This is a genomic window from Bacillus sp. PS217 (genome assembly GCF_037963535.1).
Classification (GTDB): Bacteria; Bacillota; Bacilli; order Bacillales; family Bacillaceae; genus Bacillus; species Bacillus subtilis.
The window spans coordinates 1,550,187-1,577,154 of record NZ_CP150157.1; the positions used below are offsets into that span (position 1 = coordinate 1,550,187).

The following is a 26,968-nucleotide window of genomic DNA, read 5'->3' on the forward strand; positions in this document are numbered from 1 at the left end:
TCCGATTCCGGCAAGCGCTTTTTTACATTAAGCCTGGGGATGAATCATATCGTAAATAGCGGCAAGCTGTTCTTGTGACAGGGCACTGAAGAGTTTTTCATAAACGTCAGCTTGCAGTGGCGTTGCACCTGCTTGTAGCGCTGCGTCTTTATCATAGCTGTACACATCATCTTGTAGCACAATGGCTGCTTGAAGAATGTGAATCTTGAGAGAAACAGCGGAGAAAAATTGTTCAAGTGCAAGTGCTTCTTTTTCTGTGAAGCCAAGTTCAACTGCTTTTTCTGTATCAAATTTGTAATTTCCATCCTCGAGATACACACATTGTGAAACAATGCTGAAAAATTCTGATGTCGATTCCCAGAGTGTAGCAATTACCTGAGCCTCTTCTTTTGTCATTCCTAACTCGACAGCTTTGTCGCTGTCAAAATAATATACACCGTCTTGTTCGTATATACATTGATTTAATATATCAATGAATGTATTGAGATCTTCGTTAGTGCTCGCCTGATGCTGGAGTTGAACAGCAGTGTTATCAACCGGTGTTTTTGCGCTGGCTGCATCAGGACCGAACGTTAATAGAGCAGCTGAGGTCATTGCGGCAGTCGTTAACATAGCTTTTTTTACAAATGTTTTCTTCATGTTTCTTCTCTCCCTTTTATGAATTGTGCTACAAATTCCATTATAGGGAGTAGTTTCCGGTGGAGGAATAGGCGCTATGGTATTTTATGTGTATCGTTGCCGAACTACTTTTTGAAGGCTGCACGTGTGATCGTTAGAACGATTGTCTATGTATGAAGGCTGTTTTGCATCTTCCTGACTAAGAAACAGGGGAGATAAGGCTTAAAGAAATGAAAAACACCGCTTTCTTTGCGGTGTTTTTTGATTACAATGTCGCCGGCGGGGCAATGCTTTTAATCAAGCAAGCCTTGTTCGCGCATTTTCTTTTTTAATGTAAATCCGCCGCCCATGACAGCGCAAACAAGTACAATGCTGGCGATAATGCCTGCAGGGCTTTTTTCAGCGATAAAGACGCCGATCAGCATAATGCTGAAAACCGCTGCAAATGCAAATAATAGTAAAAGCCAATTCATTTTTTTCATAAATTCCATCCCCTTTTACGTCTTATATTAAGTTTACAGAAAAACGTGACGCTTTTAAAGAGGATGTGTGATATAATATGAAAGTTATCTAATTTTTTTAGGAGATGAAAAAGTGAAACTTCGAAATGATCTTCGCAACATCGCGATTATTGCCCACGTTGACCATGGGAAAACGACTCTAGTCGATCAGCTTTTACATCAGGCTGGTACGTTCCGTGCCAACGAACAGGTTGCTGAACGCGCAATGGACTCTAATGATCTTGAACGCGAACGCGGCATTACAATATTGGCGAAAAATACTGCGATTAACTATAAAGATACACGTATCAATATTTTGGACACCCCTGGACACGCAGACTTTGGGGGAGAAGTAGAACGGATTATGAAAATGGTTGACGGCGTAGTGCTTGTCGTTGACGCATATGAAGGCTGTATGCCTCAAACTCGTTTTGTTCTGAAAAAAGCTCTTGAGCAAAACCTGAACCCTGTTGTTGTTGTAAACAAAATTGACCGTGACTTTGCTCGTCCAGAGGAAGTTATCGATGAAGTTCTGGATCTGTTCATTGAGCTTGATGCTAATGAAGAGCAGCTTGAGTTCCCAGTGGTATATGCTTCCGCGATTAATGGAACAGCGAGTCTTGATCCGAAACAACAGGATGAAAACATGGAAGCTTTATATGAAACCATTATTAAGCATGTTCCGGCACCTGTTGATAATGCAGAGGAGCCGCTTCAATTCCAAGTTGCCCTTCTTGACTACAACGACTATGTAGGCCGTATCGGAATCGGACGCGTATTCCGCGGCACAATGAAAGTCGGACAGCAGGTTTCTCTTATGAAGCTTGACGGAACGGCAAAGTCATTCCGTGTTACAAAGATTTTTGGTTTCCAAGGCTTAAAGCGTGTGGAAATTGAAGAAGCAAAAGCGGGAGACCTCGTTGCGGTTTCCGGGATGGAAGATATCAACGTTGGTGAAACGGTATGTCCTGTAGACCATCAAGATCCGCTTCCAGTGCTTCGAATTGATGAGCCGACACTTCAAATGACATTTGTCGTGAATAACAGTCCGTTTGCAGGCCGTGAAGGCAAATATGTAACGGCCCGCAAAATCGAAGAGCGTCTTCAATCACAGCTTCAGACGGATGTGAGCTTGCGTGTTGAGCCAACAGCTTCTCCTGATGCTTGGGTTGTTTCAGGACGCGGTGAGCTGCACTTGTCAATTTTAATTGAAAATATGCGTCGTGAGGGCTATGAGCTTCAAGTGTCAAAACCTGAAGTTATTATCAAAGAAATCGACGGCGTACGCTGTGAGCCTGTTGAACGTGTGCAAATTGATGTTCCTGAAGAGCATACTGGCTCTGTCATGGAATCAATGGGTGCCCGCAAAGGCGAAATGGTTGATATGATCAACAACGGAAACGGCCAAGTCCGTCTCATCTTTACAGTTCCTTCCCGCGGATTGATCGGTTACTCTACAGAATTCCTATCATTAACACGCGGATTCGGTATTTTGAACCATACGTTTGACAGCTACCAGCCGATGCAGGCGGGCCAAGTCGGCGGACGCCGTCAAGGTGTACTTGTGTCAATGGAAAACGGAAAAGCAACATCATACGGTATTCAAGGAATTGAAGACCGCGGTGTCATCTTCGTTGAGCCGGGTACTGAAGTATACGAAGGAATGATCGTTGGAGAGCATAACCGTGACAATGACCTTGTTGTTAACGTCAGCAAAATGAAACAGCAAACAAACGTCCGTTCCGCGACAAAGGATCAGACAACTACAATTAAAAAAGCGCGCATCATGTCTCTTGAGGAGTCTCTAGAGTACTTAAACGAAGATGAATATTGTGAAGTAACACCTGAATCCATCCGTTTAAGAAAGAAGATCCTCAATAAGAACGAACGTGAAAAAGCAGCTAAAAAGAAAAAAACAGCAGGATTGTCTTAATCTCGTGCAGAATTTGAAAAGATAGAACCCGTACGTTTACAGGGGAGGGAATCTTTTTGAATGACGTAAGCGAACGCCTGTCGTTCTTCGCCGCTCTATATCAAGTAGACCGGCAGCCTGCGGCAGGCATGTGGCTGCTGTACGGCACGATTTTTGTGTTGGCCGTTATTGTATTTAAGCTTGGATTTGCTAAACGGCTTCCTGTATTAAAATCTGCAGTGGTGTATGTATTTTTGGCGTTGGGCTGCACTGTTTTGACTTTTTTAGGGGTGTTTTTGCCCGTGGCAGAAGGATTGGTCGTCGCTGCGCTGATTTTAATCATTTACAAAATCCGGCTGTATCAGTCGAAAAAAGGACAGTCTGCAAAATCATAAAAGACTCAGCTGAAAGCTGAGTCTTTTTTGTGTTCTGTATGGTTAAGCGGCCGCTTTATTTTTTGACTTTTTCTTTTTTCTGCTGTCCCGGGTGAAAAGTAAATTTTCCCGTTTTCAGCCGTTCCTCTGTTTTTTTGGCAATCCGATCGTGGCATTCCTGGCACATATATGTATGGATCGGGCGGTTTCGAAGCCGTTTCGCGATCAGGGTATCATCATCAATTGTTTCAATTTTATCGCAAATAGAACATTTGACCCTCATCATATCACCTCTTTCACTAACATGTATTATAGCACGGATCAGAAGCTGTCCAAAATAAGAAAAAGCTAAAGCGCAAGGCTATAGCTTAGTCATTGTTGTTCTTTTTCATATGATGATCAGATTGATCGTTTTGCTCCTTCTCCATTTCCTGCTGCTGTTTTCTATTTAATTGGTCATTTTGCTGCTTTGTTTGCGGTTCGTCTTCATTGTCAATCACATCGTTAGGCACTTCGGGAAGCACTCGGCCGACAATTGCAGCTAATTCATCCAGTATGCCTGTTACCGGACGGCCCTCGCTGATTTCTCTGCTCATTTCGCGAAGGCGGCTGACCGTATCGGGATCAGCAATGACTACTGCGTTGGCGCCATATCGATCATTCTTTAGCGCCTGAGCTACAGAATATTTAATGGTTTCCACTTTGCTTCTGTCCAAAGTATCATCGACATCAATCCCAACAACAGCATAACCTCCCAGCACAACGGCTGTTGCATCCTTGACGTCGGGGTTTTTTTCAGCAACGCTGACAAGATGCTTGGCAATATCCGTTCTTGTTCCATTGTCTTTTGTTTCTTGAGTTGTGTCCTTTACGTGAATCGGTTTAGTCTCCTGCTGTCTTGTTGATTCTTTTTCAACATTCTGGCCCTGTTTTCCTTGTTGATAGGCACAAGCGGACAGGATAAGTGTCAGCTGTATGATAATGAAAAGAATTCGCACTTGCGGGTTCCCTCCTTAAAATGCTTTCATTAATTTTATTGTTGAATTAACCTTCTATCTTTATGCACAAAAACATATATTTTAGCAGGCATTCACCTTTTTCATCAAAAGAGAAGCAGGAAGAACTTTGACCCTTATATCAGGAGGCTGAGACTTGAGTAAAATTTATGTGTTAGATACGAATGTGTTATTACAGGATCCTAACGCGATATTTTCTTTTGAAGAAAATGAGGTTGTCATCCCTGCTGTCGTTTTAGAAGAGGTTGATTCAAAAAAACGGTATATGGACGAAGTTGGGAGGAATGCAAGGCACGTATCTAAGCTAATCGATGCGCTAAGACAAAAGGGCAGGCTGCATGAGCATGTACCGCTTGACACCGGCGGCACACTGAGAATTGAACTGAATCATCGTTCGTTTCACCAGCTGCAAGAGATCTTTATTGAAAAGACGAACGATAATCGCATATTAGCCGTTGCGAAAAACTTAAGCCTCGAGGAAGAAACCAAGGAAAATGGCAGGCCGGTTATCCTCGTCAGTAAGGATGTACTGGTCAGGGTTAAAGCCGACGCAATCGGACTGCTTGCTGAAGATTTCTTGAATGACCGGGTTGTGGACAATGATGAAATGTACAGCGGCTATAAAGATTTATATATCAGTCAGCAGCTGTTCAGCTCTTTTTACGGAAAAAATCAAATTTCAGTAAACGATGTGAAACAGCATGCGTTTTATCCGAATCAGTTTGCTTTAATGAAGGATGAGCTAGGAGGATCCTCCTCGGCAGTCGGAATTGCAGATAAAACCGGAACGGTATTAAAAAGACTCGTATTTGATGATGAACATATATGGGGAATCAGGCCGAAAAATGTACAGCAGACAATGGCATTAGAGCTTTTGCTGCGGGAAGATATTCCGCTTGTCACCCTGATCGGCAAAGCGGGAACCGGCAAAACGCTCTTAGCTTTGGCGGCAGGGCTATTACAGACAGAAGACTTGGGAATATATAAAAAGCTGGTCGTCGCAAGGCCGATTGTTCCTGTTGGCAAGGACATCGGGTATTTGCCAGGCGAAAAAGAGGAAAAGCTAAAGCCTTGGATGCAGCCGATTTTTGACAACTTAGAGTTTCTGTTTAATGCGAAAAAACCAGGGGAGCTTGATGCTATTTTGGCGGGAATTGGCTCAATTCAGGTAGAGGCGCTGACTTATATCAGAGGGAGAAGCATTCCAGATCAATTTATTATCATTGATGAAGCGCAAAATTTGACCAGGCATGAGGTGAAAACTTTGCTGACGAGAGTCGGTGAAGGCAGTAAAATTGTCTTAATGGGTGACCCTGAACAAATTGATCACCCATATTTAGACAGTCTGAACAATGGTTTGGCCTATGTGGTTGAGCGGTTTAAAGGACAACCCATCTCAGGCAGCGTGAAGCTGTTAAAAGGTGAGAGATCAGGTCTCGCTCAGCTCGCAGCTGATTTGCTGTAACATTTAAATGATTTCGATCTCTTTTACATCGGTAATCGGCTGTTTGTGATGAACCGGGTCTTCAAAGTAAATATGCACGGGGCCGCCTTCTTGAATCGGCTTGCCTGCCTCGCTGAAATGGACAATACTGTTCAGAGCGGTTTCCAGAGAAACGGCGGCCTTTCCCGAACTTGTGACAAATACACATTGTGTCGCAGAGCTGTTCGGCTCAGCATTTTTCAGGACAGTCCCAAGTCTCATTGCGAAACTGCCGTTCATCAGTTTTTGCTTCTCATATTGCTTTTCCGTCTTTAATGTAGGCGGCGCGATTCGCCCCTCTCTGATGACGCGTTCCGGATCAAGGTCTGATTCATCCCCGGCTGATTGTAAATATGTGTCTTGACTGTCCCCTTTGCGGTCAAACGAAAATTTGCGATCATCAAAAATCCATACGCTTGGATCAATGGTAATTGGATATGTAACATTGCCTTTTACTTGGATAACGCTCATGATATGACCCCCTTCTCTCAAAATTATAAAAGTTTTCGCATGAATTGTCACTTTGTGTACAAATTATGTGTATTGAAATGCTGAGGGAACGAGGGTGTTTGCATGGTATGCCGGCATAATGATGAGCTTGAAGCCTTAGTGAAAAAGGCGAAAAAAGTAACGGACAAGGGGGAGGTAGCCAGCTATATTCCCGCCTTGGCAAAAGCTGATAAACACGACCTGTCAGTGGCGATTTATTATTCCAATAATGTTTGTCTGTCAGCAGGTGACGTAGAAAAAACATTTACGCTTCAAAGTATATCGAAAGTCCTTTCCCTTGCTTTGGTGTTAATGGAATACGGCAAGGATAAGGTCTTCAGTTATGTTGGACAGGAGCCGACCGGTGATCCGTTTAATTCAATTATCAAGCTCGAAACAGTGAATCCGAGCAAGCCGTTAAACCCTATGATTAATGCCGGGGCATTGGTAGTGACAAGTCTGATAAGAGGAAGAACGGTGAAAGAGAGACTTGATTATTTGCTTTCTTTTATCAGAAGGCTGACAAACAACCAAGAGATTACATACTGCCGGGAAGTGGCTGAATCTGAATACAGCACTTCAATGATTAATCGGGCGATGTGTTATTATATGAAGCAGTACGGCATTTTTGAAGATGATGTAGAGGCAGTAATGGATTTATACACGAAGCAATGCGCGATTGAAATGAACAGCTTGGATTTAGCGAAAATCGGATCTGTATTTGCATTGAACGGCAGACATCCAGAGACTAGGGAGCAAGTCATCTCAAAAGATGTCGCTAGAATTTGCAAAACATTTATGGTGACGTGCGGAATGTACAATGCAAGCGGGGAATTCGCAATTAAGGTCGGAATTCCTGCGAAAAGCGGCGTATCCGGCGGGATTATGGGCATTTCGCCTTACGATTTCGGGATCGGCATATTCGGCCCCGCATTAGACGAAAAAGGGAACAGCATTGCAGGTGTAAAGCTTTTGGAAATAATGTCTGAGATGTACAGGCTGAGTATTTTTTAATTTATGTCATATGCTTAAATCCTCTTGCATTTTCTGTTGATACCCTTTATGATAAATAGAAGAATTAGGTACTCGCCTGGGGAACGGAGGGATACTTTTGACTTCAGAGATGATAGTTGACCATCGGCAAAAAGCTTTTGAACTCTTAAAAGTGGACGCTGAGAAGATTTTGAAGCTGATCCGAGTACAAATGGATAACTTAACGATGCCTCAATGTCCTCTATATGAAGAGGTTTTAGATACTCAAATGTTCGGGCTTTCGAGGGAAATCGATTTTGCTGTCCGCCTGGGATTGGTTGATGAAAAAGACGGTAAAGACCTTTTATACACATTGGAGCGCGAATTGTCTGCTTTGCATGACGCGTTTACAGCTAAATAAATGATAAAACTCAAACTTATTAACAGTTTGGGTTTTTTTATAACCGCTATTTTTCTCTCATCTCATAAAAGACGGTCTTTTTTTACACATTCCTTCCGAATCGTATAGAGATTCTTCGTCTCGTTTGATAAATTGTAGTAAAATAAAAAAGATAAATACATAAAAACCATAGATAATGGAAGTTAGAAGCAGGGAAGAGGATGTTATGTTAAAAAAAATGCTAAAATCTTATGATTACTCACTGATATTCGCAATCGTTTTATTATGCGGATTCGGTTTAGTGATGGTATACAGCTCAAGCATGATTACGGCTGTCTCCCGGTATGGAGTAAGCAGTAATTTTTTCTTCATGCGGCAGCTGTTTGCTTTAATTGCGGGTGGCGCTCTATTTATTCTCATGGCGTTGTTTCCTTATAAAGCACTGGCCCATCAAAAGTTTCAGAAGGGGATACTGCTTGTATCTGTTCTTGCGCTTATCTCACTGTTTGTTTTCGGGCATGTTGCCGGAAACGCGCAGAGCTGGTTTAAAATCGGCGGAATGAGTATTCAGCCGGGGGAGTTTGTGAAACTGGTCGTGATTTTATACCTTGCAGCCGTATATGCAAAAAAACAAAGTTATATCGACCATCTGTTAACGGGAGTAGCCCCTCCGGTAGTCATGACGCTTATAATTTGTGGGTTAATTGCCATGCAGCCAGATTTCGGTACAGCCATGATTATAGGGTTAATTGCGACGTGCATGATCTTGTGCTCCGGCTTCAGCGGAAAGACGCTGGTGAGGCTTGTGATACTGGGCGGAATTGTTTTCATTTTAGTCAGCCCTATTATCTATTTGAATCAGGACAAAATTTTAACTGAAGGCCGTTTAGCGCGTTTTGAGAGTCTTGAAGACCCATTTAAGTATGCAAATTCATCAGGTTTGCAAGTGATCAATTCTTATTATGCGATCAGCTCAGGCGGCATTTTCGGCCTGGGGCTCGGTGAAAGTATCCAAAAATACGGATATCTGCCTGAATCACACACTGACTTTATTATGGCTGTCATTGCTGAAGAGCTCGGCATTTTTGGGGTATTGTTTGTGATTTTCTTATTGGGTTTTGTCGTCATAAAAGGTTTTTATATTGCCAGAAAATGCGAGGACCCGTTTGGAAGTCTTCTGGCGATCGGCATTTCAAGCATGATTGCCATCCAGTCGTTTATTAACCTTGGCGGTGTCAGCGGATTAATTCCGATTACAGGGGTTACGCTACCATTTATCAGTTACGGGGGCTCTTCTTTGGTGCTGCTGCTGGGGAGTATGGGGATATTAGCGAATATCAGCATGTTTGTGAAATATTCAGAGAATAAGAAAAAGAAAGAGCCCTTGGCGCCGAAGGGAATGAAAAAGAAACAGCTCAAAAAAACTGTTTATCAGTAAAAAACAAGTGTGTACAGGGAAAGGATATTCCGCTATGATAGATTATATTCCATTCGGGTAAGGGGGAGAAAAGTTTGTCTCAGCAATCGATACAAAAAGTATTAGTAGCAAACAGGGGAGAAATTGCAATCCGAATATTCCGGGCGTGTACCGAGTTGAATATTCGTACAGTTGCGGTTTATTCAAAAGAAGATTCCGGTTCCTACCATCGGTACAAAGCGGATGAAGCATACTTGGTCGGTGAAGGGAAAAAACCGATTGATGCTTACCTGGATATTGAAGGTATCATTGATATTGCGAAAAGAAACAAAGTCGATGCAATTCATCCGGGATACGGTTTCTTATCTGAAAATATTCATTTTGCGAGACGATGTGAAGAAGAAGGCATCGTATTCATAGGGCCAAAATCCGAGCATCTCGATATGTTTGGTGACAAGGTAAAAGCGCGTGAGCAGGCAGAAAAAGCGGGAATCCCCGTGATTCCGGGAAGCGACGGTCCTGCCGAAACGCTTGAAGCCGTCGAACAATTTGGACAAGCTAACGGTTATCCGATCATCATTAAAGCCTCGCTTGGCGGCGGCGGCCGCGGTATGCGGATTGTCAGATCTGAAAGTGAAGTCAAAGAAGCATATGAGCGTGCTAAATCAGAGGCGAAAGCAGCCTTTGGCAATGATGAAGTTTATGTAGAAAAATTAATTGAGAATCCGAAACATATTGAGGTTCAGGTCATTGGAGACAAGCAGGGAAATGTCGTCCATCTTTTTGAGAGGGATTGTTCCGTTCAAAGACGCCATCAAAAGGTCATTGAAGTGGCGCCGAGTGTCTCGCTGTCACCTGAATTAAGGGATCAAATTTGTGAGGCGGCAGTTGCGCTTGCTAAAAATGTAAACTATATAAATGCGGGGACGGTAGAATTCCTTGTTGCAAACAACGAGTTCTACTTTATTGAAGTAAATCCTCGCGTACAAGTTGAACACACGATAACAGAAATGATTACTGGTGTCGATATTGTTCAAACTCAGATCCTTGTTGCCCAAGGGCACAGCCTTCACAGCAAAAAAGTAAATATTCCTGAGCAAAAGGACATTTTTACAATCGGCTATGCCATTCAGTCACGGGTTACGACTGAGGATCCGCAAAATGATTTCATGCCTGATACAGGAAAAATCATGGCTTACCGCTCAGGCGGCGGTTTTGGTGTCCGTCTTGATACCGGAAACAGCTTCCAGGGCGCCGTGATCACACCATACTATGATTCACTTCTCGTTAAGCTTTCAACTTGGGCTTTAACGTTTGAACAGGCAGCTGCCAAAATGGTACGAAACCTTCAGGAGTTTAGAATCAGAGGCATAAAAACGAACATTCCGTTCCTTGAGAACGTTGCAAAACATGAGAAGTTCCTGACAGGGCAATATGATACGTCTTTCATTGATACAACGCCTGAATTATTTAAATTCCCTAAACAAAAAGACCGCGGAACGAAAATGCTCACTTACATCGGCAATGTGACAGTAAACGGCTTCCCCGGAATCGGGAAAAAAGAAAAACCGGCGTTTGACAAACCGTTAAGCGTAAAGGTAGACGTTGATCAGCAGCCTGCCAAAGGAACAAAGCAAATTCTCGATGAAAAAGGTGCAGAAGGGCTTGCAAATTGGGTTAAGGAGCAGAAATCTGTCCTTTTAACTGATACGACATTCAGGGATGCCCACCAATCGTTATTGGCAACTAGAATCAGATCGCATGATTTGAAAAAAATCGCAAATCCGACGGCTGCGTTATGGCCTGAACTATTCAGTATGGAAATGTGGGGAGGCGCGACCTTCGATGTAGCCTACCGATTCCTGAAAGAAGATCCGTGGAAGCGTTTGGAAGATCTTCGCAAAGAAGTGCCGAATACCTTATTCCAGATGCTGCTTCGCTCATCAAATGCGGTCGGCTATACGAATTATCCGGACAATGTGATTAAAGAATTTGTGAAGCAATCAGCTCAATCCGGTATTGATGTGTTTCGTATTTTCGACAGCTTAAACTGGGTAAAAGGGATGACGTTAGCCATTGATGCCGTTAGGGATACCGGCAAAGTGGCAGAAGCTGCGATTTGTTATACGGGAGATATCCTTGACAAGAACCGGACGAAGTACGATCTTGCTTATTATACATCGATGGCGAAGGAGCTTGAGGCGGCCGGAGCCCATATTCTCGGGATTAAAGATATGGCAGGGCTGTTAAAACCGCAGGCTGCATATGAACTCGTTTCTGCGTTGAAAGAAACGATCGACATTCCGGTTCACCTTCATACGCATGATACGAGCGGAAACGGTATTTATATGTATGCGAAAGCTGTTGAAGCCGGCGTTGATATCATAGACGTGGCGGTCAGCTCAATGGCGGGATTAACGTCACAGCCTAGCGCGAGCGGATTTTATCATGCGATGGAAGGCAACGACCGCCGTCCGGAAATGAATGTCCAAGGCGTTGAATTGCTGTCCCAATATTGGGAGTCGGTGCGTAAATATTATAGTGAATTTGAAAGCGGAATGAAGTCTCCGCATACTGAAATTTATGAGCACGAAATGCCAGGGGGCCAATACAGCAACCTGCAGCAGCAGGCCAAGGGAGTAGGCCTTGGCGACCGATGGAACGAAGTCAAGGAAATGTACAGACGCGTGAACGATATGTTCGGTGACATCGTCAAGGTAACGCCTTCCTCAAAAGTTGTCGGAGATATGGCACTTTACATGGTGCAAAACAATCTGACTGAAAAAGACGTTTACGAAAAAGGCGAATCTTTAGATTTCCCTGATTCTGTCGTGGAGCTTTTCAAAGGAAATATCGGCCAGCCTCATGGCGGATTCCCGGAAAAACTGCAAAAGCTGATCTTAAAAGGGCAGGAGCCGATTACAGTCAGACCGGGCGAACTGCTTGAGCCGGTGTCATTTGAAGCGATCAAACAGGAATTTAAAGAGCAGCATAACTTGGAAATTTCAGATCAGGATGCTGTGGCATATGCCCTTTATCCTAAAGTCTTCACTGATTATGTGAAAACGACAGAAAGCTATGGAGACATCTCGGTATTAGATACACCGACATTCTTCTACGGCATGACATTGGGTGAAGAGATAGAAGTTGAAATTGAGCGCGGCAAAACGCTGATCGTTAAGCTGATTTCAATCGGTGAGCCTCAGCCTGATGCCACCCGCGTCGTTTATTTCGAACTCAACGGGCAGCCGCGTGAAGTAGTCATTAAAGATGAAAGCATTAAGTCTTCCGTTCAGGAAAGGCTGAAAGCAGACCGGACAAATCCAAGCCACATCGCAGCTTCCATGCCTGGAACAGTTATTAAGGTATTGGCTGAAGCAGGCACAAAAGTCAATAAAGGTGATCATTTGATGATTAATGAAGCGATGAAAATGGAAACAACGGTTCAGGCGCCTTTCTCAGGAACAATCAAGCAGGTTCATGTGAAAAATGGCGAGCCGATCCAGACGGGAGATCTGCTCCTTGAAATTGAAAAAGCATAATAAACAAAGAGTGTATATCATTTGATATACACTCTTGTTTTTTTATATAGAAAATGTGGAGTGAAACAGATGGTTAGAAGAGATATAAGGGGACTTCAGAGATTATACAATACTGTCACAAGCCCAAAATAAATAGAGGCTTATACAGCCAATATTTTAGATGCTTTGTAGTATGCCGTGCATATTTCTTTAAGCACTATCTGATTTAAAAGGCTTTAATACTTATGTTCGCGGGCTATAGATCCATTCTATAATCACGATGAGAAAGGGGACAGACCGAAGTGAGCCGCTCACTGATCATCAAGTTCGGCGAAGGCTGGCGATTGAAACGCATAAAGCGCCAAAAAACAAGACATAAAAAAGACCAAAGCCGCCTAAGGCTTTGGTCTTGAGTCTTTATGATTGCCTAGATTCATAACGGAAACGAGCAATCAATAATAAGAAGTAGCATAGAACGCCAAACAGACAGGCAATAAAGAACGAGTGGGCAAGTGCAAAGCCCAGAGCCAGTTCAGAGTATACGATCATAATCCCGGACAGTGCCTGTAATGTAATGAAAATAAGACATGAGATCCATCCCCAAAAGATCTGTTTTTGATCTTTATAGGAGATAATAGCATGAACAGCGGCAACAATAATCCATACAAATAACAGTAAGGCTGCTGCTCTGTGGCCCATTTGCACCCATTCATGGAATTGGGTCGGAAGCCCATTGTTCAGCGGGCTGCACAGCGGCACATCAGGACATGCCAGACTTGATTCAGTGTGTCTTACATATGCGCCTGTATACACAACGATATAGGAATATATTAAAATTCCTATCATGTGAAATTGCATCTTTTTGCCGATTTGAAGCGGCTTAACCAGTGTTCTGACTGATTTATCAGCTTCAAATATGAGCAATGTTAAAATAAGCACTGAAGCAAAAGAAATTAATGAGATGCCGAAGTGAAGCGCCATAATCAGCGCGTTCGAACCGAATACGACAGCCAATGCGCCAAGCAATGCCTGAAGAAATAAAAAGATAATTGACATGATCGCGAGAAACGTTGTTTCACGAAAAATCGGCGTGATTTTTCTCCATGACCAAAACGCAAGGCTTAGCACAAGGATAATAGAGATTCCGCTTGCGAATCGGTGGCTCCATTCAATAATTGAAGCCGCATTCAGTTCAGGGAAAAAACGGCCGTGACACAGCGGCCACTGTCTGCCGCATCCTTGGCCGGAACCTGTTTTTGTAACGAGGGCACCCCCGATTAAAACAATTAGCATGACAAATGTCGTCAGAACACCGAGAGCTTTTAATGCTTTATTCATACAATATTCACCTTCTCAACATACTGCTGCAATTTTATATACGTTCCAAGTGTAAGCGAATATGTGTTTTGTGGCAATTCCCAGAGCCTTTTGTTCACAAAAATATAATAGAATGACGGCTTCTGGAAATGTACACTTGATTATTCATGCCGGGTCTGATAGAAATAAGGTAAACGCAATGCCGATTTGGAGATTGCCTTCATCTTTGGTAAAATTCATAAAAAGTTCACAAATAAATTCCTGTTTGTCGTTTAATATTTAATAGGATGTTTTTTTACAAGAGGTTATCTTGTATGATAGAGTTGCAGGTTATTTTATTCTCCTGCGTTAGGTTTGTAAGGGAGGTTTACGTTATGGCTAACTCCAGAATCTTAAATGATACAGCTATAGACGGACAAATTGAAGAAACAACGGCATGGAAAGATTTTCTGTCCCTTATTAAAATAGGGATCGTCAATTCTAACCTCATCACGACTTTCACTGGAATGTGGCTTGCACTGCATATTTCCGGTTTAAGTTTTTTAGGCAATATAAACACCGTTCTTCTTACGTTAATCGGGTCTTCACTGATTATTGCGGGCTCCTGCGCGATCAATAACTGGTATGACCGGGACATTGACCATCTTATGGAGCGTACGAAAGTAAGACCGACGGTTACGGGTAAAATTCAGCCGAGTCAGGCGTTATGGTCTGGAATTTTGCTGGTTGCTTTAGGATTGATCATGCTGCTGATGACAACTGTCATGGCTGCTGTTATCGGTTTTATCGGAGTCTTTACGTATGTTGTATTGTACACAATGTGGACGAAACGCCGCTATACGATTAACACAGTAGTAGGGAGCGTTTCCGGTGCAGTGCCGCCGCTTATTGGATGGACGGCAGTGGAAGGGAATATCGGTGTCGTAGCATGGGTGTTATTCATGATTTTATTTATTTGGCAGATTCCTCACTTCTTAGCATTGGCTATCAAGAAAACTGAGGATTACAGAGCTGCAAATATTCCGATGCTTCCTGTCGTATATGGTTTTGAAGTGACAAAAAGACAAATTATTGTGTGGGTTGCGTGCCTGATGCCGCTTCCGTTTTTCCTTGGTAGCCTGGGTCTTCCGATTGTGATTCTCGGCTTGCTGTTAAATATCGGCTGGCTGATTCTTGGCTTAATGGGATTCCGCTCCAAGAATATCATGAAGTGGGCAACGCAGATGTTCGTTTACTCGCTTAACTACATGACAATCTATTTCGTTGCCATGGTTGTCTTGACGCTTTTCTAAAAAATAGATATGATGCTTGTTTTATCGCTTCAAAATAAACGATGACAACTAGTAAATGCCGCCTTGACCTCTTGTTTAATCAGGCGGCTTTACTTTTATACATAGATGGCATTTTGAGTAAAAAAACTCATAATTTAAGAGAAGAGGAAATGTAAGTGCTTTATTGGTGATAGGTTGGATGGCGATAGATTTCGATCCGCTTTCCGCCTTTGTATTGACCAGAAAAGGGGTTGGGTGAAATGGTAAAGCATTGGCGTCTTATTTTATTATTAGCCTTAGTGCCGCTTCTATTAAGCGGATGTGGAAAACCTTTTTTATCCACGCTCAAGCCTGCTGGCGAGGTGGCTGATAAACAGTATGACCTGACAGTGCTCAGCACATTGATTATGGTGGTTGTTGTTGCAGTAGTATCTGTTATCTTCTTTTATGTGATTGTGAGATTCAGAAGATCACGGGTCGGTGAGAACACGATACCGAAACAGGTAGAGGGGAATAAATTTTTAGAAATCACATGGACCGTGATCCCGATTTTGCTGCTCATTATTCTTGTGATTCCTGTTGTATTATATACGCTGGAGCTAGCGGACACATCACCAATGGATAAAAAAGGCCGCAAAGCTGAGGATGCTCTTGTAGTCAATGTTAGGGCAAATTTATACTGGTGGGAGTTTGAGTACCCTGATTACGGCATTATCACAAGCCAGGAGCTGATTGTACCGACAGATCAGCGTGTATATTTTAATTTAAAAGCCTCTGATGTAAAACATTCCTTCTGGATTCCTTCAGTTGGAGGAAAACTTGATACGAATACGGATAATGAAAATAAGTTCTTCCTGACATTTGATTCAAAACGAAGCAAAGAGGCAGGAGATATGTTTTTTGGGAAGTGTGCAGAGCTTTGCGGCCCTTCACATGCGCTGATGGATTTTAAGGTGAAGACAATGTCTGCAAAGGAATTTCAGGGCTGGACAAAAGAAATGAAAAACTATAAATCTACAGCAGAGAGCGATTTGGCTAAGCAGGGTGAAGAACTGTTTAAAGAGAAAAACTGCCTGAGCTGCCATGCGGTAGAGCCGAATGATAAGCGTGCAGAAGCCGCTAGAACGGCACCCAACCTGGCGACCTTCGGTGAAAGGACAAAAGTGGCAGGGGTGAAAGAGGCCAACAAAGAAAATGTGAAGGCTTGGCTGAAGGACCCTGACAGCATAAAGCCGGGGAACAAAATGACAGGCACATATCCAAAGCTCTCAGACAGCGAAACAGATGCGCTTTATGAATACTTAAAAGGCTTAAAAGCGGAAAGCAAGTAGGGAAGAAAGGGAGATATTGGGGGAGGTCACATATGTTGAATGCGCTTACAGAAAAGCGGACGCGCGGATCTATGCTTTGGGATTATTTGACGACGGTGGACCATAAAAAAATCGCGATTCTTTATTTAGTGGCAGGGGGATTCTTCTTTCTTGTCGGGGGAATTGAAGCGATGTTTATCAGAATTCAGCTTGCAAAGCCGGAAAATGCGTTTCTCAGTGCTCAAGCGTACAATGAAGTAATGACTATGCACGGAACGACGATGATCTTTCTGGCTGCGATGCCGCTCTTATTTGCCTTGATGAATGCGGTTGTGCCTTTGCAGATCGGGGCTCGGGACGTTTCGTTTCCATTTTTAAACGCGCTTGGTTTTTGGCTCTTCTTTTTCGGGGGCATTTTCTTAAATCTAAGCTGGTTTTTGGGCGGAGCGCCAGATGCGGGCTGGACGTCATATGCCTCACTTTCGCTTCATTCTAAAGGACACGGCATAGACTTTTTCGTCCTCGGACTCCAAATATCGGGGCTCGGGACGCTGATAGCCGGGATTAACTTTTTGGCTACGATTATCAACATGAGGGCTCCGGGCATGACGTATATGAGGCTGCCTTTGTTTACATGGACGACATTTGTGGCCTCGGCATTGATTTTGTTCGCGTTTCCGCCGCTTACGGTTGGATTGGCTCTCATGATGCTGGATCGGCTGTTCGGAACCAATTTCTTTAATCCGGAGCTTGGCGGAAATACGGTCATTTGGGAACATTTATTTTGGATCTTCGGCCACCCGGAGGTTTATATCCTAATTTTGCCTGCATTCGGTATTTTTTCTGAGGTCATCCCTGTGTTCGCCAGAAAGCGTTTGTTTGGCTATTCTTCAATGGTTTTTGCAATCGTGCTCATCGGCTTTCTGGGCTTTATGGTTTGGGTGCACCACATGTTCACGACTGGTCTCGGCCCGATTGCAAATGCGATTTTTGCGGTTGCAACAATGGCTATCGCGATTCCGACCGGGATTAAGATTTTTAACTGGCTGTTGACGATTTGGGGAGGAAATGTGAAGTATACAACCGCTATGCTGTATGCTGTCTCATTTATTCCATCCTTTGTGCTCGGCGGTGTGACGGGAGTCATGCTGGCAGCTGCTGCGGCTGATTATCAGTTCCATGATACGTATTTTGTGGTTGCGCACTTCCACTACGTCATTATTGGCGGCGTTGTATTCGGCCTTTTAGCCGGTGTTCATTTCTGGTGGCCGAAAATGTTCGGTAAAATTCTGCATGAAACGATGGGGAAAATTTCATTTGTATTGTTTTTTATTGGCTTTCACCTCACGTTTTTCATTCAGCATTTTGTCGGCTTAATGGGGATGCCGCGCCGGGTTTATACGTTTTTGCCAGGACAGGGTCTGGAAACCGGCAACTTGATCAGTACAATCGGGGCGTTTTTTATGGCGGCAGCTGTTATTCTTCTGCTGGTCAATGTCATATGGACATCGGTAAAAGGTGAATATGTAGGTGCTGATCCATGGCATGACGGACGTACGCTGGAATGGACCGTTTCTTCACCGCCGCCGGAGTATAACTTTAAACAGCTTCCTTTTGTCAGAGGACTTGATCCGTTTTGGATTGAGAAGCAGGCAGGGCACAAATCAATGACGCCGGCGGAACCGGTTGATGATATTCATATGCCAAACGGCTCGATCCTGCCGCTCGTCATTTCCTTCGGCCTTTTTGTCGCAGCGTTCGGGCTGCTGTACAGAAGTGATTACGCTTGGGGCCTGCCGGTGATCTTTATCGGGCTCGGCATCACATTTATTACGATGCTGCTTCGTTCAGTAATTGATGATCACGGCTATCATATTCATAAAGAGGAACTGCCGAACGATGATAAAGGGGTGAAGGCATAATGCAAGTTCAAGAAAAATTCACCGCAGAAACCTTTCCAGCTTCTCCTGAAAAAGTAACCCTGGAAGGGAAAAATAAATTTTTAGGCTTTTGGCTTTTTCTTGGCGGAGAGACTGTTCTGTTTGCGTCTCTCTTCGCCACGTTTCTTGCGCTTCGGAATTCAAATGCCGGTGATCCGCCTACGACGGAAATGTTCGATGTGACACTTGTATTCATTGCCACAATGCTTCTATTAACGAGCAGTTTAACGAGTGTGTACGCGATGTACCACATGAAGAACTTTTCCTTCGGCAAGATGCAGCTTTGGCTGGGAATTACGATTTTATTGGGGGCGGGCTTTTTAGGACTGGAAATCTATGAGTTCAAGCATTACACCCATGAATTTGGCTTTACCATCACAAGCTCTGCCCTTGGTTCTGCGTTTTACACGCTTGTCGGTACACACGGCGCCCACGTGGCATTTGGGCTTATGTGGATCAGCACGCTTATGATCCGCAATGCCAAGAGAGGGCTGAATCTGTATACGGCGCCTAAGTTTTACGTTGCCAGCCTTTATTGGCACTTTATTGATGTCGTGTGGGTCTTCATCTTTACCGTTGTATATTTAATGGGGATGGTGGGATAAACATGGTCGATAAAAAAAGCAGAGGGCATATCAATAGCGACCTTGAATTTAAGAAAAAAAAGCATGCCCGGGAGATGAAATATCAAGTCCTGTCTTTTGGTTTAATGATCGGTCTTACGATTGTTGCATTTCTGACTGTGGCCACGGACGGTGTCGGCAGCTGGTTTACGATTCCTTTCATTATTTTGCTAGCTGCAATTCAAGTCATTTTTCAGCTGTATTATTTCATGCATATGAATCAGAAAGGGCATGAGGCGCCTGCACTGTTTTTGTATTCAGGAGTGTTTGTCGCGTTTATCACTGTGCTTGCGTTTGTGACAATTATATGGTGGTAATTTGAAACAGCCGCCGGAGGTGAAGAAATGAATCAGTTGGAGATATTCGGGTTTCGCGCGATGTGGAGCCCTTATCTTTTTTGTATCCTGTTAGGCATTACGGCGCTTTATCTCTATTTTTACAGGCGAATGTCTTCAAAGCCAAATCGAATAACTGGTAAAGAGATGGTGTGCTTTCTGTCGGCGATGCTGTTTTTATATGCAGCCGAGGGAAGCCCGGTTGATCTGCTCGGACATATTATGTTCAGCGCACATATGGTGCAGATGGCCGTCCTGTATTTGGTTGTCCCGCCGCTGTTAATCGCGGGAATTCCTGCATGGCTCTGGGAAAAAATCATTTTCAGGCCTTCAATCAAACCGGTTTTTTCCTTTTTTACGACGCCTTTAATTGCTTTGCTTTTGTTTAACGGCATTTTTTCTTTATATCATGTACCGCTTATATTTGATACTGTCAAAACGGATCCGTTTTACCATACATTAATCACTTGGCTTATCTTTGTGCTTGCGTTCTTCATGTGGTGGCCGCTTGTTCATAAGGTTGAGCGTCTACGGCAGCTCAGCGGCTTGATGAAGCTGGGTTATATTATGGCGGACGGTATGCTGCTCACACCTGCTTGCGCCTTGATCATGTTCAGCGGTGCACCGTTATATGCCACCTATACAGATCCGGCTGTATGGGCTGAGGCAATGAGGCTTTGTGTGCCAGCGGATATGATGGGGCAGGTCCCATTAACAGGGCCAGAGATGTTGAATACACTGCCTTTGTTAGAGGATCAGCAGCTCGGAGCAGTCATGATGAAAATCATTCAGGAAATTGTGTACGGTACTTTTTTGGCCATTATTTTTTTCCAATGGGTGAAGAAAGAAAGGGAAAAGGACGGGCAGGAGGAGCCGCCGTATATTCAGCAGACGATATCATAAAAGGTACAGCGAAATATGCTGTACCTTTTCGTTACATTTGAACTGTTTTTAACATGTTGGCTATGTCCTGAATCAGTGCCTTGCTTTTTGTCACAACCTGTACGGGAAACTCTTCCGTTTCTCCATATTCTACTCCATGAGGGTAGTAATGCTTTCCTAGGAGAGGGGACATTAATTGAATCACGGCGCGCCCGCTTCCGACATCGCCTTCTGCCGCAATACCTTGTATCCGCAGGTAAAACGTACCCTCAATCGTCGAAAACTTCTTGTCATAGGTGACTCTCTCGTAATCCCATTGACCCGCTCTGATAAGACCTTTGCTTTCCATTAAGTCGTCTAGCCAGCTGAGCTCAGCCTTAACCCCTTCAAGTCCGCTTTCAGTAAACTTCAACACTGACCCCTCCTTATAAAAATAACCTTTCCTGACAATCATAGTATGAAAGCGTTAAACTTTCAATGAATCTTCTTCTTTTGAAAGTATGCAAAAATTAAATTTTGACGACAATAGCACTAGACTAAAGGAGGTTAAACGGATGACAAAAATAAAAGATCTGATGACAGCCGACTTGCAATATTGCACGGTATTAGATAATGTATATGAAGCTGCAGTAAAGATGAAGGACGCAAATGTAGGAGCGATACCGGTAGTTGATGAGGACGGGGAAACATTGGTCGGCATCGTAACCGACCGCGATCTCGTATTAAGAGGAATCGCCATCAAAAAACCGAACTCGCAAAAAATCACTGACGCGATGACTGAAAAACCTGTCAGTGTGGAGGAAGATGCTTCAGTCGATGAGGTTCTTCATTTGATGGCATCGCATCAGCTCAGAAGGATACCAGTTACAAAAAATAAAAAACTGACTGGAATTGTCACGCTTGGTGATCTTTCTTTATCTGAGCAAACGAATGAACGTGCCGGCAGCGCCTTATCGGATATTTCCGAAGGGGATAATAGAGAAGAAGGCTTTTTTCATTAACACATAAATCTTTGACATGTTAAATAGGCTGTATTGTAATGGGATGTAAACAAGAGATTGTGAATCGCCACGGGGGTGATAGATTGAAAAATATATTGAGAGCAATGGTTATCCTTTTGATTATCTGCGGAACCTATGTTCTGTTTATTCAATATGGATCTGTTCCTGAAAAGAAATCAAATGACAGCGAGCCTCAGGTGTCGAATGAGGAAGCGCAAAGCGGCAAACGAATACATATGCCGACTTCAGGGTTATTGTCCTTCATGGGCAAGCCCGCCGATGAAGTAACGAAAAAGCTTGGGGAACCTGAACGTATTGACCCTTCGGCTTATGATTACGATTGGTGGGTATACAATCAAGGTAAGGATCAATATATCCAAATCGGGGTATTAAACAATAAAGTGGTCACATTATTCGCGTCGGGTAATGATATTAACGCCAAGCCTTTCAAAATTGGAGAATCAACTGGCGAAGTATTTAAGACCACCCAGGTGGCACCATTTGTGAATGTAGAGTATAAAGGAAATTCCTATCGGTTTGAATTTTCTGAAGAAGATATCAATACAAGACCGACTGTAAAGGTAGGAAAGATGTATGTCCAGCTGTATATGGACAAATTTGAGGGGAAGCTATCCAGCATCAGGGCGTTTGATGCGCAGACCTTTGTAAAGCAAAGACCTTATGAGGTAGTGTACCGCGGGGAATTAATTAAACCGAAAGCCGTTTCAGATGAGAAATGGAAAAAGATCCAAACAACGAGCGAAAAGCAAATCCTTGATTTGACGAATGTCATACGCGTTAAACATGGACTTGCGAAGCTTGAGTGGGATCAGCCAACGGCGGAAGTGGCATTTGGGCATAGTGAGGATATGAAGGAAAATAATTATTTCTCCCATGTCTCTAAAAAATACGGCTCGCTGAAAGACCGCTTAGAAGAAGGGCATGTTGATTTTCAGCAAGCGGGAGAAAATATCGCATACAATTATGTGGACGGTCCGGCTGCTGTAGAAGGCTGGCTGAATAGCGAAGGCCATCGAAAAGCGCTTCTGAATTCAGATTATACGCATCTTGGTGTCGGAGTAGACCGGAAATATTACACCCAAAACTTTATTAAGCGATGGTAATGAAAGCCGCGGACGAATGGTTCCCGGCTTTTTCTATTTCCATACAAGCCGGTCTGAATGAATGTGCTGATAGCTTACAGATAAGGCCGTTTCCCATCCCTTCAGTCAGGCTTTTTCACCAGTGTATAGGGATATCGCTAAAAATTCATTTGGGAATGAATATAGGCGAACACAATGCCCGACAAAACGATACATTGTAGTAGGTAACGATTTTCGGAGGGGGTGAGGATTGTGGCGAATCAACATGCCAATCATTCAATCAATGACTTTAAACAATTCGTCAAAAAGCATCCCAAGCTGATAAAAGAAGTGCGCAAAGAACAAAGAAGCTGGCAGGACGTATATGAAAATTGGGTCCTCTTCGGGGAGAGCGACCCGATTTGGGATCCATATCGGGAACCGGAAGAAGCTTCTGAAGCTGTGCCTGAAACACCGCAAAAAAATGATTTTGTCTCGAAAATGGTGACAGCGGTGAAAAAGATGGATGTCAATCAAATGAACGAACAAATCAATAAAATGAGCCAGTCGATCTCATCGTTGCAAAGCCTTCTTAATACATTTTCCGGAAGCGGACAGAAGCATTCTCAGCCAGGCTCTGGACAGCATCCTTTTTCTTTTCGAAAGGATTAAAAAAGGGGAGCTCATATGCGCAAAGAGGTTCAGGAATATATTTTAGCAAACGAAGAACGGAAACGATTCATCAGAGAACAGCCGATATGGTACCGCAGGCTTTCAAGAAAACCGGATGATCTGTCCTCCTTTCAGCTTGAAATGATGAATTTTTATGAAAAAACCATTCCGCATCGGGTGAATCAGTTTACGAACGGGATTCAAATGGCGCAAATGATGATGCAAATGTTTCAAGCGATGCGGACAAAAGATTAAAAGGCCCCGAAAAAGGGTCTTTTTTCATGCGGACATAAGGTTTTGTATACGGCTGCGGTTAAGCATTTTCCAATTGGCTGGTTTCATGGTAAACTAACAACTGGAGGTGCATGTTATGTATGCGACGATGGAATCCGTGCGGCTTCAAAGTGAAGCTCAGCAGCTTGCCGAGATGATTCTGCAGTCGGAGACGGCTGAGAACTACCGCAATTGTTACAAGCGTCTCCAGGAAGATGAAGAGGCAGGTCGGATTATTCGTTCTTTTATCAAAATAAAAGAGCAGTATGAGGATGTACAGCGTTTTGGCAAATATCATCCTGACTATAGAGAAATATCCCGGAAAATGAGGGAGATCAAACGTGAGCTGGACCTGAACGATAAGGTGGCTGACTTCAAGAGAGCTGAAAATGAGCTCCAGTCCATTCTTGATGAGGTCAGCGTTGAGATTGGGACAGCTGTTTCGGAGCATGTGAAAGTTCCGACTGGGAACCCTTATTTTGACGGTTTGTCTTCATGCGGAGGCGGTTGCGGTTCAGGCGGAAGCTGCGGATGTAAAGTGTCCTGACGAGACTGGCCGTCTCGTCTTTTACATATAAGAGAAAACAGGCAGGTGATTGTATTGGAGAATAGGCGCCAGGGCATGGTTGTGTATCTGCACTCCCTAAAGCAGAGCAAAATGCTGAGGAAGTTCGGGAATGTGCACTATGTATCAAAACGATTAAAATATGTCGTACTGTACTGTGATATGAACCAAATTGAAAAAACAATGGACAAGATTGCGTCTTACTCATTTGTGAAAAAAGTGGAGCCTTCTTATAAACCGTTTTTAAAATTGGAATTCGAGTCAAAGCTTGATAAGGCAAAAGAATACGATTATAAAATCGGCATATAGCTATAAAAAAATCCCCGCAGGCATCTGCGGGGTCCTTCTATTCCTTAATATGTTAAGGAGAAGGCAAAGGGAGAGGAGAAACCGGAGGAAGAACTTATGGGGAAACGTAAGTCTTCTCCGCGGTTGGCAACAACATCCTCTAGATGCTGTTGCTTATAGTATGGACAAGGATCATGCTGCCTATACACCTGTTTATCAAGATTAGCGTTCATTGTTTGGAAGAATGCTTTATGTTAAGATAGGATTGATTTTTTTCTATGTACATAGCGGCGTCCGGCCGAATAAAGAAACAAAATAGCTTTTAGAAAAAGTGGTGTGGAACATGAGAGTAATTTCTGGATCAAAAAAAGGCCGTTCACTAAAGGCTGTACCCGGAACATCAACAAGACCGACAACCGACAAAGTGAAGGAATCCATTTTTAATATGATCGGCCCTTATTTTGACGGGGGCAGGGGACTTGACTTATTCGCAGGGAGCGGAGGTCTTGGAATCGAAGCGCTTTCACGCGGGTTTGAGCATTGTATATTCGTTGACCGTGATTTTAAAGCGATTCAAACGGTAAAATCTAATTTGAAAACGCTGGAGCTTACAAAACATGCACAGGTATACCGCAATGATGCGGAACGTGCTTTGCACGCTGCTGCTAAAAGAGAAAGCGGCTTTCGCGGAATTTTTCTCGATCCGCCGTATAAGGAACAAAAGCTGAAAGCACTTTTAACGCTGATTGACGAATATCAAATGCTGGAAGAAGACGGCTTTATCGTCGCTGAGCATGACAGAGAGGTCGAGCTTCCCGAAACCGTAGGAGATCTTGTGATGACAAGAAAAGAAACCTATGGGTTAACAGGTGTGGCGATTTATAAAAAGAGGGGGTAGTGAGGTGGCGAGTATAGCTGTCTGTCCCGGCAGTTTTGATCCGGTGACCTACGGGCATCTGGACATCATCAAACGCGGGGCGCATATTTTTGAACAAGTGTATGTATGTGTGCTGAATAATTCTTCAAAAAAGCCTTTGTTCAGTGTGGAAGAACGGTGTGAGCTTCTGAGAGAAGTGACAAAAGACATTCCGAACATAACAGTTGAAACATCGCAAGGCCTGTTAATTGATTATGCAAAAAGAAAAAATGCGAAAGCGATTTTAAGAGGCTTGAGAGCTGTATCTGATTTTGAATACGAGATGCAGGGGACATCAGTAAACCGGGTGCTTGATGAATCTATTGAGACGTTTTTTATGATGACAAACAATCAATATTCGTTTCTAAGTTCAAGCATCGTAAAAGAAGTGGCAAGATACAACGGCTCGGTATCAGAGTTTGTACCGCCGGAAGTAGAGTTGGCGCTTCAGCAAAAATTCAGACAAGGATGAGGGTTTTGACTCATCCTTTTTTTGTTCCGTTTGTCAGTCTGTAAGAAAAAATGATAATGTACGTAAACAGCGCGCATAGTGTGACAGCAGGTCCGATCTGCACAAGCAGATTCCAGCCGTTTATAAAGGCAGTTGACATGTCACTGCTGTTAAGAGATTTAAATACATACTGATACGGATCATGCCATGCCGTGTAAAGAGGTTTCCATAAAAACATGACGAAGACAGCTGCATAAACGCCCTGCAGCAAACGTGCGATAAAGAATGGTTTAAATCTAATGTCGGTTTCCGATAAAATACCTGCCACCTGAGCTTGTACGGAAAAGCCGCTAAACCCGAGAATAAAGCTGACGATAATGGCTTTTTGCAGAAGAGAAACATCTGTCTCGCTGACAAGCTTGCTGCCTAATGTAATTTCAAACATCCCTGATAAAAGCGGAATGTCCAATTGAGTCGGAAGCTGAAACAAAGTCAGTGCTCCTTTTGTGAAAACAGACAAAACATCAGTCAGCTGGACCACTGACAACAGCCGATTGAAGACAGAAAATAAAATAATAAAGCCGCCTACCATAAGAAGCGTTTGAACAGAAGACGTCACGGCGTCGCCTAAAATTTTACCCAAGGGCCGTTTTTCTGCAAGTCTGGCGGTATGAAGAGCGTGTAAAGCATCTTTGACTGAAGGGAAAGGTATCGTTTTCTTTCTTCTGAGATGCTGCTCTTCCTTGCGGCCATAGGAACGCATTGTTAAACCGACAGCCAGATTCCCCAAATAGTGTGCAGAAGCTAATAAAATGCCTAGTGACGCGTTTTGAAAGAAACCGACGGCAACAGCGCCGAAAATAAAGAGCGGGTTTGAAGAATTGGTAAACGACGCGAGCCGTTCTGCTTCTACTCTTGAAATCTGATTTTCCTGCCGCAGACGGGCAGTGAGTTTTGCGCCCGCTGGGTTTCCTGATGCCATTCCCATAGCGAGAACGAAGCCGCCGACACCCGGGACGCGAAAGATCGGCCGCATAAAAGGCTCAAGCAAAACACCGACAAACCGCACAATGCCAAAGCCGATTAAGAGTTCGGACAGAATAAAAAATGGCAGCAATGACGGAAACACAACCTCCCACCACATAGACAGCCCGGTTTTAGAGGCTTCGAATGAGGCCTGTGGATGTGAGATGACAGTCGCTGTTAAAAAAAGAAAAAACGAGGCAATCAAAAGTGTATTAATCTTCGACAAGTTCATTCTTACCTCCCCGATGCTAAAAATGCCCAATGACATGTATATCATGATAAAATAATGTATGATGTAAAACGGCCAAGCAGTA

Annotated in this window: 29 protein-coding genes; 21 read left to right on the plus strand and 8 right to left on the minus strand. The window is 43.5% G+C overall.

The window, feature by feature from the left end:
• Positions 1-27 precede the first annotated feature (27 nt).
• Positions 28-639, minus strand: a complete 612-nt coding sequence (locus NSQ83_RS08185; RefSeq protein ID WP_015252161.1) for a hypothetical protein — start codon at positions 637-639, stop codon at positions 28-30.
• A 272-nt stretch (positions 640-911) separates the two neighbouring features.
• A complete protein-coding gene (locus NSQ83_RS08190; RefSeq protein ID WP_003245500.1) occupies positions 912-1,100 on the minus strand; it encodes a YlaF family protein in 189 nt (62 codons plus the stop codon).
• 112 nt (positions 1,101-1,212) lie between these two features.
• Between NSQ83_RS08190 and typA the strand changes: the two genes are divergently transcribed.
• A complete protein-coding gene (gene typA, locus NSQ83_RS08195; protein ID WP_003232278.1) occupies positions 1,213-3,051 on the plus strand; it encodes a translational GTPase TypA in 1,839 nt (612 codons plus the stop codon).
• Between the two features lie 56 nt (positions 3,052-3,107).
• On the plus strand, positions 3,108-3,425 hold the full coding sequence (locus tag NSQ83_RS08200; RefSeq protein WP_003232274.1) for a YlaH-like family protein: 318 nt from the start codon (positions 3,108-3,110) through the stop codon (positions 3,423-3,425).
• Positions 3,426-3,480: 55 nt separating this feature from the next.
• Here the strand turns inward: NSQ83_RS08200 and NSQ83_RS08205 are convergent, their stop codons facing one another.
• Together NSQ83_RS08205 and NSQ83_RS08210 are read right to left on the minus strand one after the other, a co-directional pair.
• Positions 3,481-3,690 carry a YlaI family protein gene (locus NSQ83_RS08205; protein WP_003232271.1) on the minus strand — a complete coding sequence of 70 codons (210 nt, stop codon included), beginning with the start codon at positions 3,688-3,690 and terminating at the stop codon, positions 3,481-3,483.
• 82 nt (positions 3,691-3,772) lie between these two features.
• Positions 3,773-4,402 carry a YhcN/YlaJ family sporulation lipoprotein gene (locus NSQ83_RS08210; RefSeq protein ID WP_021479356.1) on the minus strand — a complete coding sequence of 210 codons (630 nt, stop codon included), beginning with the start codon at positions 4,400-4,402 and terminating at the stop codon, positions 3,773-3,775.
• A 154-nt stretch (positions 4,403-4,556) separates the two neighbouring features.
• On the opposite strand from NSQ83_RS08210, the gene NSQ83_RS08215 reads away from it, so the two are divergent.
• Complete coding sequence (locus tag NSQ83_RS08215) at positions 4,557-5,885, plus strand: PhoH family protein (RefSeq protein ID WP_003245272.1); 1,329 nt, start codon at positions 4,557-4,559, stop codon at positions 5,883-5,885.
• A 3-nt stretch (positions 5,886-5,888) separates the two neighbouring features.
• Here the strand turns inward: NSQ83_RS08215 and NSQ83_RS08220 are convergent, their stop codons facing one another.
• Positions 5,889-6,374, minus strand: a complete 486-nt coding sequence (locus tag NSQ83_RS08220; RefSeq protein WP_003245279.1) for a hypothetical protein — start codon at positions 6,372-6,374, stop codon at positions 5,889-5,891.
• 102 nt (positions 6,375-6,476) lie between these two features.
• Between NSQ83_RS08220 and glsA the strand changes: the two genes are divergently transcribed.
• The 4 genes from glsA (at position 6,477) to pyc (ending at position 12,723) form a co-directional block, all read left to right on the plus strand.
• The gene (glsA, locus tag NSQ83_RS08225) at positions 6,477-7,406 is read left to right on the plus strand and encodes a glutaminase A (protein ID WP_198878757.1); all 930 of its coding nucleotides are present in this window, start codon (positions 6,477-6,479) and stop codon (positions 7,404-7,406) included.
• A gap of 97 nt (positions 7,407-7,503) precedes the next feature.
• On the plus strand, positions 7,504-7,785 hold the full coding sequence (locus NSQ83_RS08230; protein ID WP_198878758.1) for a YlaN family protein: 282 nt from the start codon (positions 7,504-7,506) through the stop codon (positions 7,783-7,785).
• Positions 7,786-7,990: 205 nt separating this feature from the next.
• Positions 7,991-9,202 (plus strand): cell division protein FtsW, encoded by a 1,212-nt coding sequence (gene ftsW, locus NSQ83_RS08235; RefSeq protein WP_038427644.1) that lies wholly within the window; start codon positions 7,991-7,993, stop codon positions 9,200-9,202.
• Between the two features lie 74 nt (positions 9,203-9,276).
• Positions 9,277-12,723, plus strand: a complete 3,447-nt coding sequence (gene pyc, locus NSQ83_RS08240; protein WP_124073193.1) for a pyruvate carboxylase — start codon at positions 9,277-9,279, stop codon at positions 12,721-12,723.
• 396 nt (positions 12,724-13,119) lie between these two features.
• Here the strand turns inward: pyc and ctaA are convergent, their stop codons facing one another.
• Positions 13,120-14,040: a heme A synthase CtaA gene (gene ctaA / locus NSQ83_RS08245; RefSeq protein ID WP_198878759.1), complete on the minus strand. Its 921-nt coding sequence runs from the start codon at positions 14,038-14,040 to the stop codon at positions 13,120-13,122.
• Positions 14,041-14,393: 353 nt separating this feature from the next.
• Between ctaA and cyoE the strand changes: the two genes are divergently transcribed.
• The 6 genes from cyoE (at position 14,394) to ctaG (ending at position 20,401) form a co-directional block, all read left to right on the plus strand.
• Positions 14,394-15,311, plus strand: a complete 918-nt coding sequence (cyoE, locus tag NSQ83_RS08250) for a heme o synthase (RefSeq protein WP_003232250.1) — start codon at positions 14,394-14,396, stop codon at positions 15,309-15,311.
• A 239-nt stretch (positions 15,312-15,550) separates the two neighbouring features.
• Positions 15,551-16,621: a cytochrome c oxidase subunit II gene (gene coxB / locus NSQ83_RS08255; protein WP_014663859.1), complete on the plus strand. Its 1,071-nt coding sequence runs from the start codon at positions 15,551-15,553 to the stop codon at positions 16,619-16,621.
• Between the two features lie 32 nt (positions 16,622-16,653).
• Positions 16,654-18,522, plus strand: a complete 1,869-nt coding sequence (gene ctaD / locus NSQ83_RS08260) for a cytochrome c oxidase subunit I (RefSeq protein ID WP_032725638.1) — start codon at positions 16,654-16,656, stop codon at positions 18,520-18,522.
• On the plus strand, positions 18,522-19,145 hold the full coding sequence (ctaE, locus tag NSQ83_RS08265; protein ID WP_003232244.1) for a cytochrome c oxidase subunit III: 624 nt from the start codon (positions 18,522-18,524) through the stop codon (positions 19,143-19,145). Before ctaD ends, ctaE begins: the two co-directional genes overlap by 1 nt.
• Positions 19,146-19,147: 2 nt before the next feature.
• The gene (gene ctaF, locus NSQ83_RS08270) at positions 19,148-19,480 is read left to right on the plus strand and encodes a cytochrome c oxidase subunit IVB (RefSeq protein ID WP_003232242.1); all 333 of its coding nucleotides are present in this window, start codon (positions 19,148-19,150) and stop codon (positions 19,478-19,480) included.
• Between the two features lie 27 nt (positions 19,481-19,507).
• Positions 19,508-20,401: a cytochrome c oxidase assembly factor CtaG gene (ctaG, locus tag NSQ83_RS08275; RefSeq protein WP_046664162.1), complete on the plus strand. Its 894-nt coding sequence runs from the start codon at positions 19,508-19,510 to the stop codon at positions 20,399-20,401.
• Positions 20,402-20,432: 31 nt separating this feature from the next.
• Here the strand turns inward: ctaG and NSQ83_RS08280 are convergent, their stop codons facing one another.
• Positions 20,433-20,795 (minus strand): YugN family protein, encoded by a 363-nt coding sequence (locus NSQ83_RS08280; RefSeq protein ID WP_003232238.1) that lies wholly within the window; start codon positions 20,793-20,795, stop codon positions 20,433-20,435.
• A 139-nt stretch (positions 20,796-20,934) separates the two neighbouring features.
• On the opposite strand from NSQ83_RS08280, the gene NSQ83_RS08285 reads away from it, so the two are divergent.
• From NSQ83_RS08285 to coaD, 8 genes are all read left to right on the plus strand, one after another.
• Positions 20,935-21,381 carry a CBS domain-containing protein gene (locus NSQ83_RS08285; RefSeq protein ID WP_003221362.1) on the plus strand — a complete coding sequence of 149 codons (447 nt, stop codon included), beginning with the start codon at positions 20,935-20,937 and terminating at the stop codon, positions 21,379-21,381.
• Between the two features lie 83 nt (positions 21,382-21,464).
• Positions 21,465-22,505, plus strand: coding sequence for a CAP domain-containing protein (locus tag NSQ83_RS08290; RefSeq protein WP_014479713.1), 1,041 nt, complete (start codon positions 21,465-21,467; stop codon positions 22,503-22,505).
• Between the two features lie 231 nt (positions 22,506-22,736).
• Positions 22,737-23,135: a YlbD family protein gene (locus NSQ83_RS08295; RefSeq protein ID WP_003232233.1), complete on the plus strand. Its 399-nt coding sequence runs from the start codon at positions 22,737-22,739 to the stop codon at positions 23,133-23,135.
• 15 nt (positions 23,136-23,150) lie between these two features.
• Positions 23,151-23,390, plus strand: coding sequence for a YlbE-like family protein (locus NSQ83_RS08300; RefSeq protein WP_003232231.1), 240 nt, complete (start codon positions 23,151-23,153; stop codon positions 23,388-23,390).
• A gap of 115 nt (positions 23,391-23,505) precedes the next feature.
• On the plus strand, positions 23,506-23,955 hold the full coding sequence (gene ricF, locus NSQ83_RS08305) for a regulatory iron-sulfur-containing complex subunit RicF (RefSeq protein ID WP_003221370.1): 450 nt from the start codon (positions 23,506-23,508) through the stop codon (positions 23,953-23,955).
• Positions 23,956-24,009: 54 nt separating this feature from the next.
• Entirely contained in the window at positions 24,010-24,282 is a 273-nt protein-coding gene (locus NSQ83_RS08310) for a YlbG family protein (protein ID WP_015715839.1), read from the plus strand.
• 322 nt (positions 24,283-24,604) lie between these two features.
• Positions 24,605-25,159, plus strand: a complete 555-nt coding sequence (rsmD, locus tag NSQ83_RS08315; protein WP_029317761.1) for a 16S rRNA (guanine(966)-N(2))-methyltransferase RsmD — start codon at positions 24,605-24,607, stop codon at positions 25,157-25,159.
• Positions 25,160-25,163: 4 nt separating this feature from the next.
• A complete protein-coding gene (gene coaD / locus NSQ83_RS08320) occupies positions 25,164-25,649 on the plus strand; it encodes a pantetheine-phosphate adenylyltransferase (protein ID WP_003245283.1) in 486 nt (161 codons plus the stop codon).
• A 10-nt stretch (positions 25,650-25,659) separates the two neighbouring features.
• Here the strand turns inward: coaD and spoVV are convergent, their stop codons facing one another.
• Positions 25,660-26,886: a dipicolinic acid transporter SpoVV gene (gene spoVV / locus NSQ83_RS08325; protein ID WP_046664166.1), complete on the minus strand. Its 1,227-nt coding sequence runs from the start codon at positions 26,884-26,886 to the stop codon at positions 25,660-25,662.
• Between the last annotated feature and the right edge of the window lie 82 nt (positions 26,887-26,968).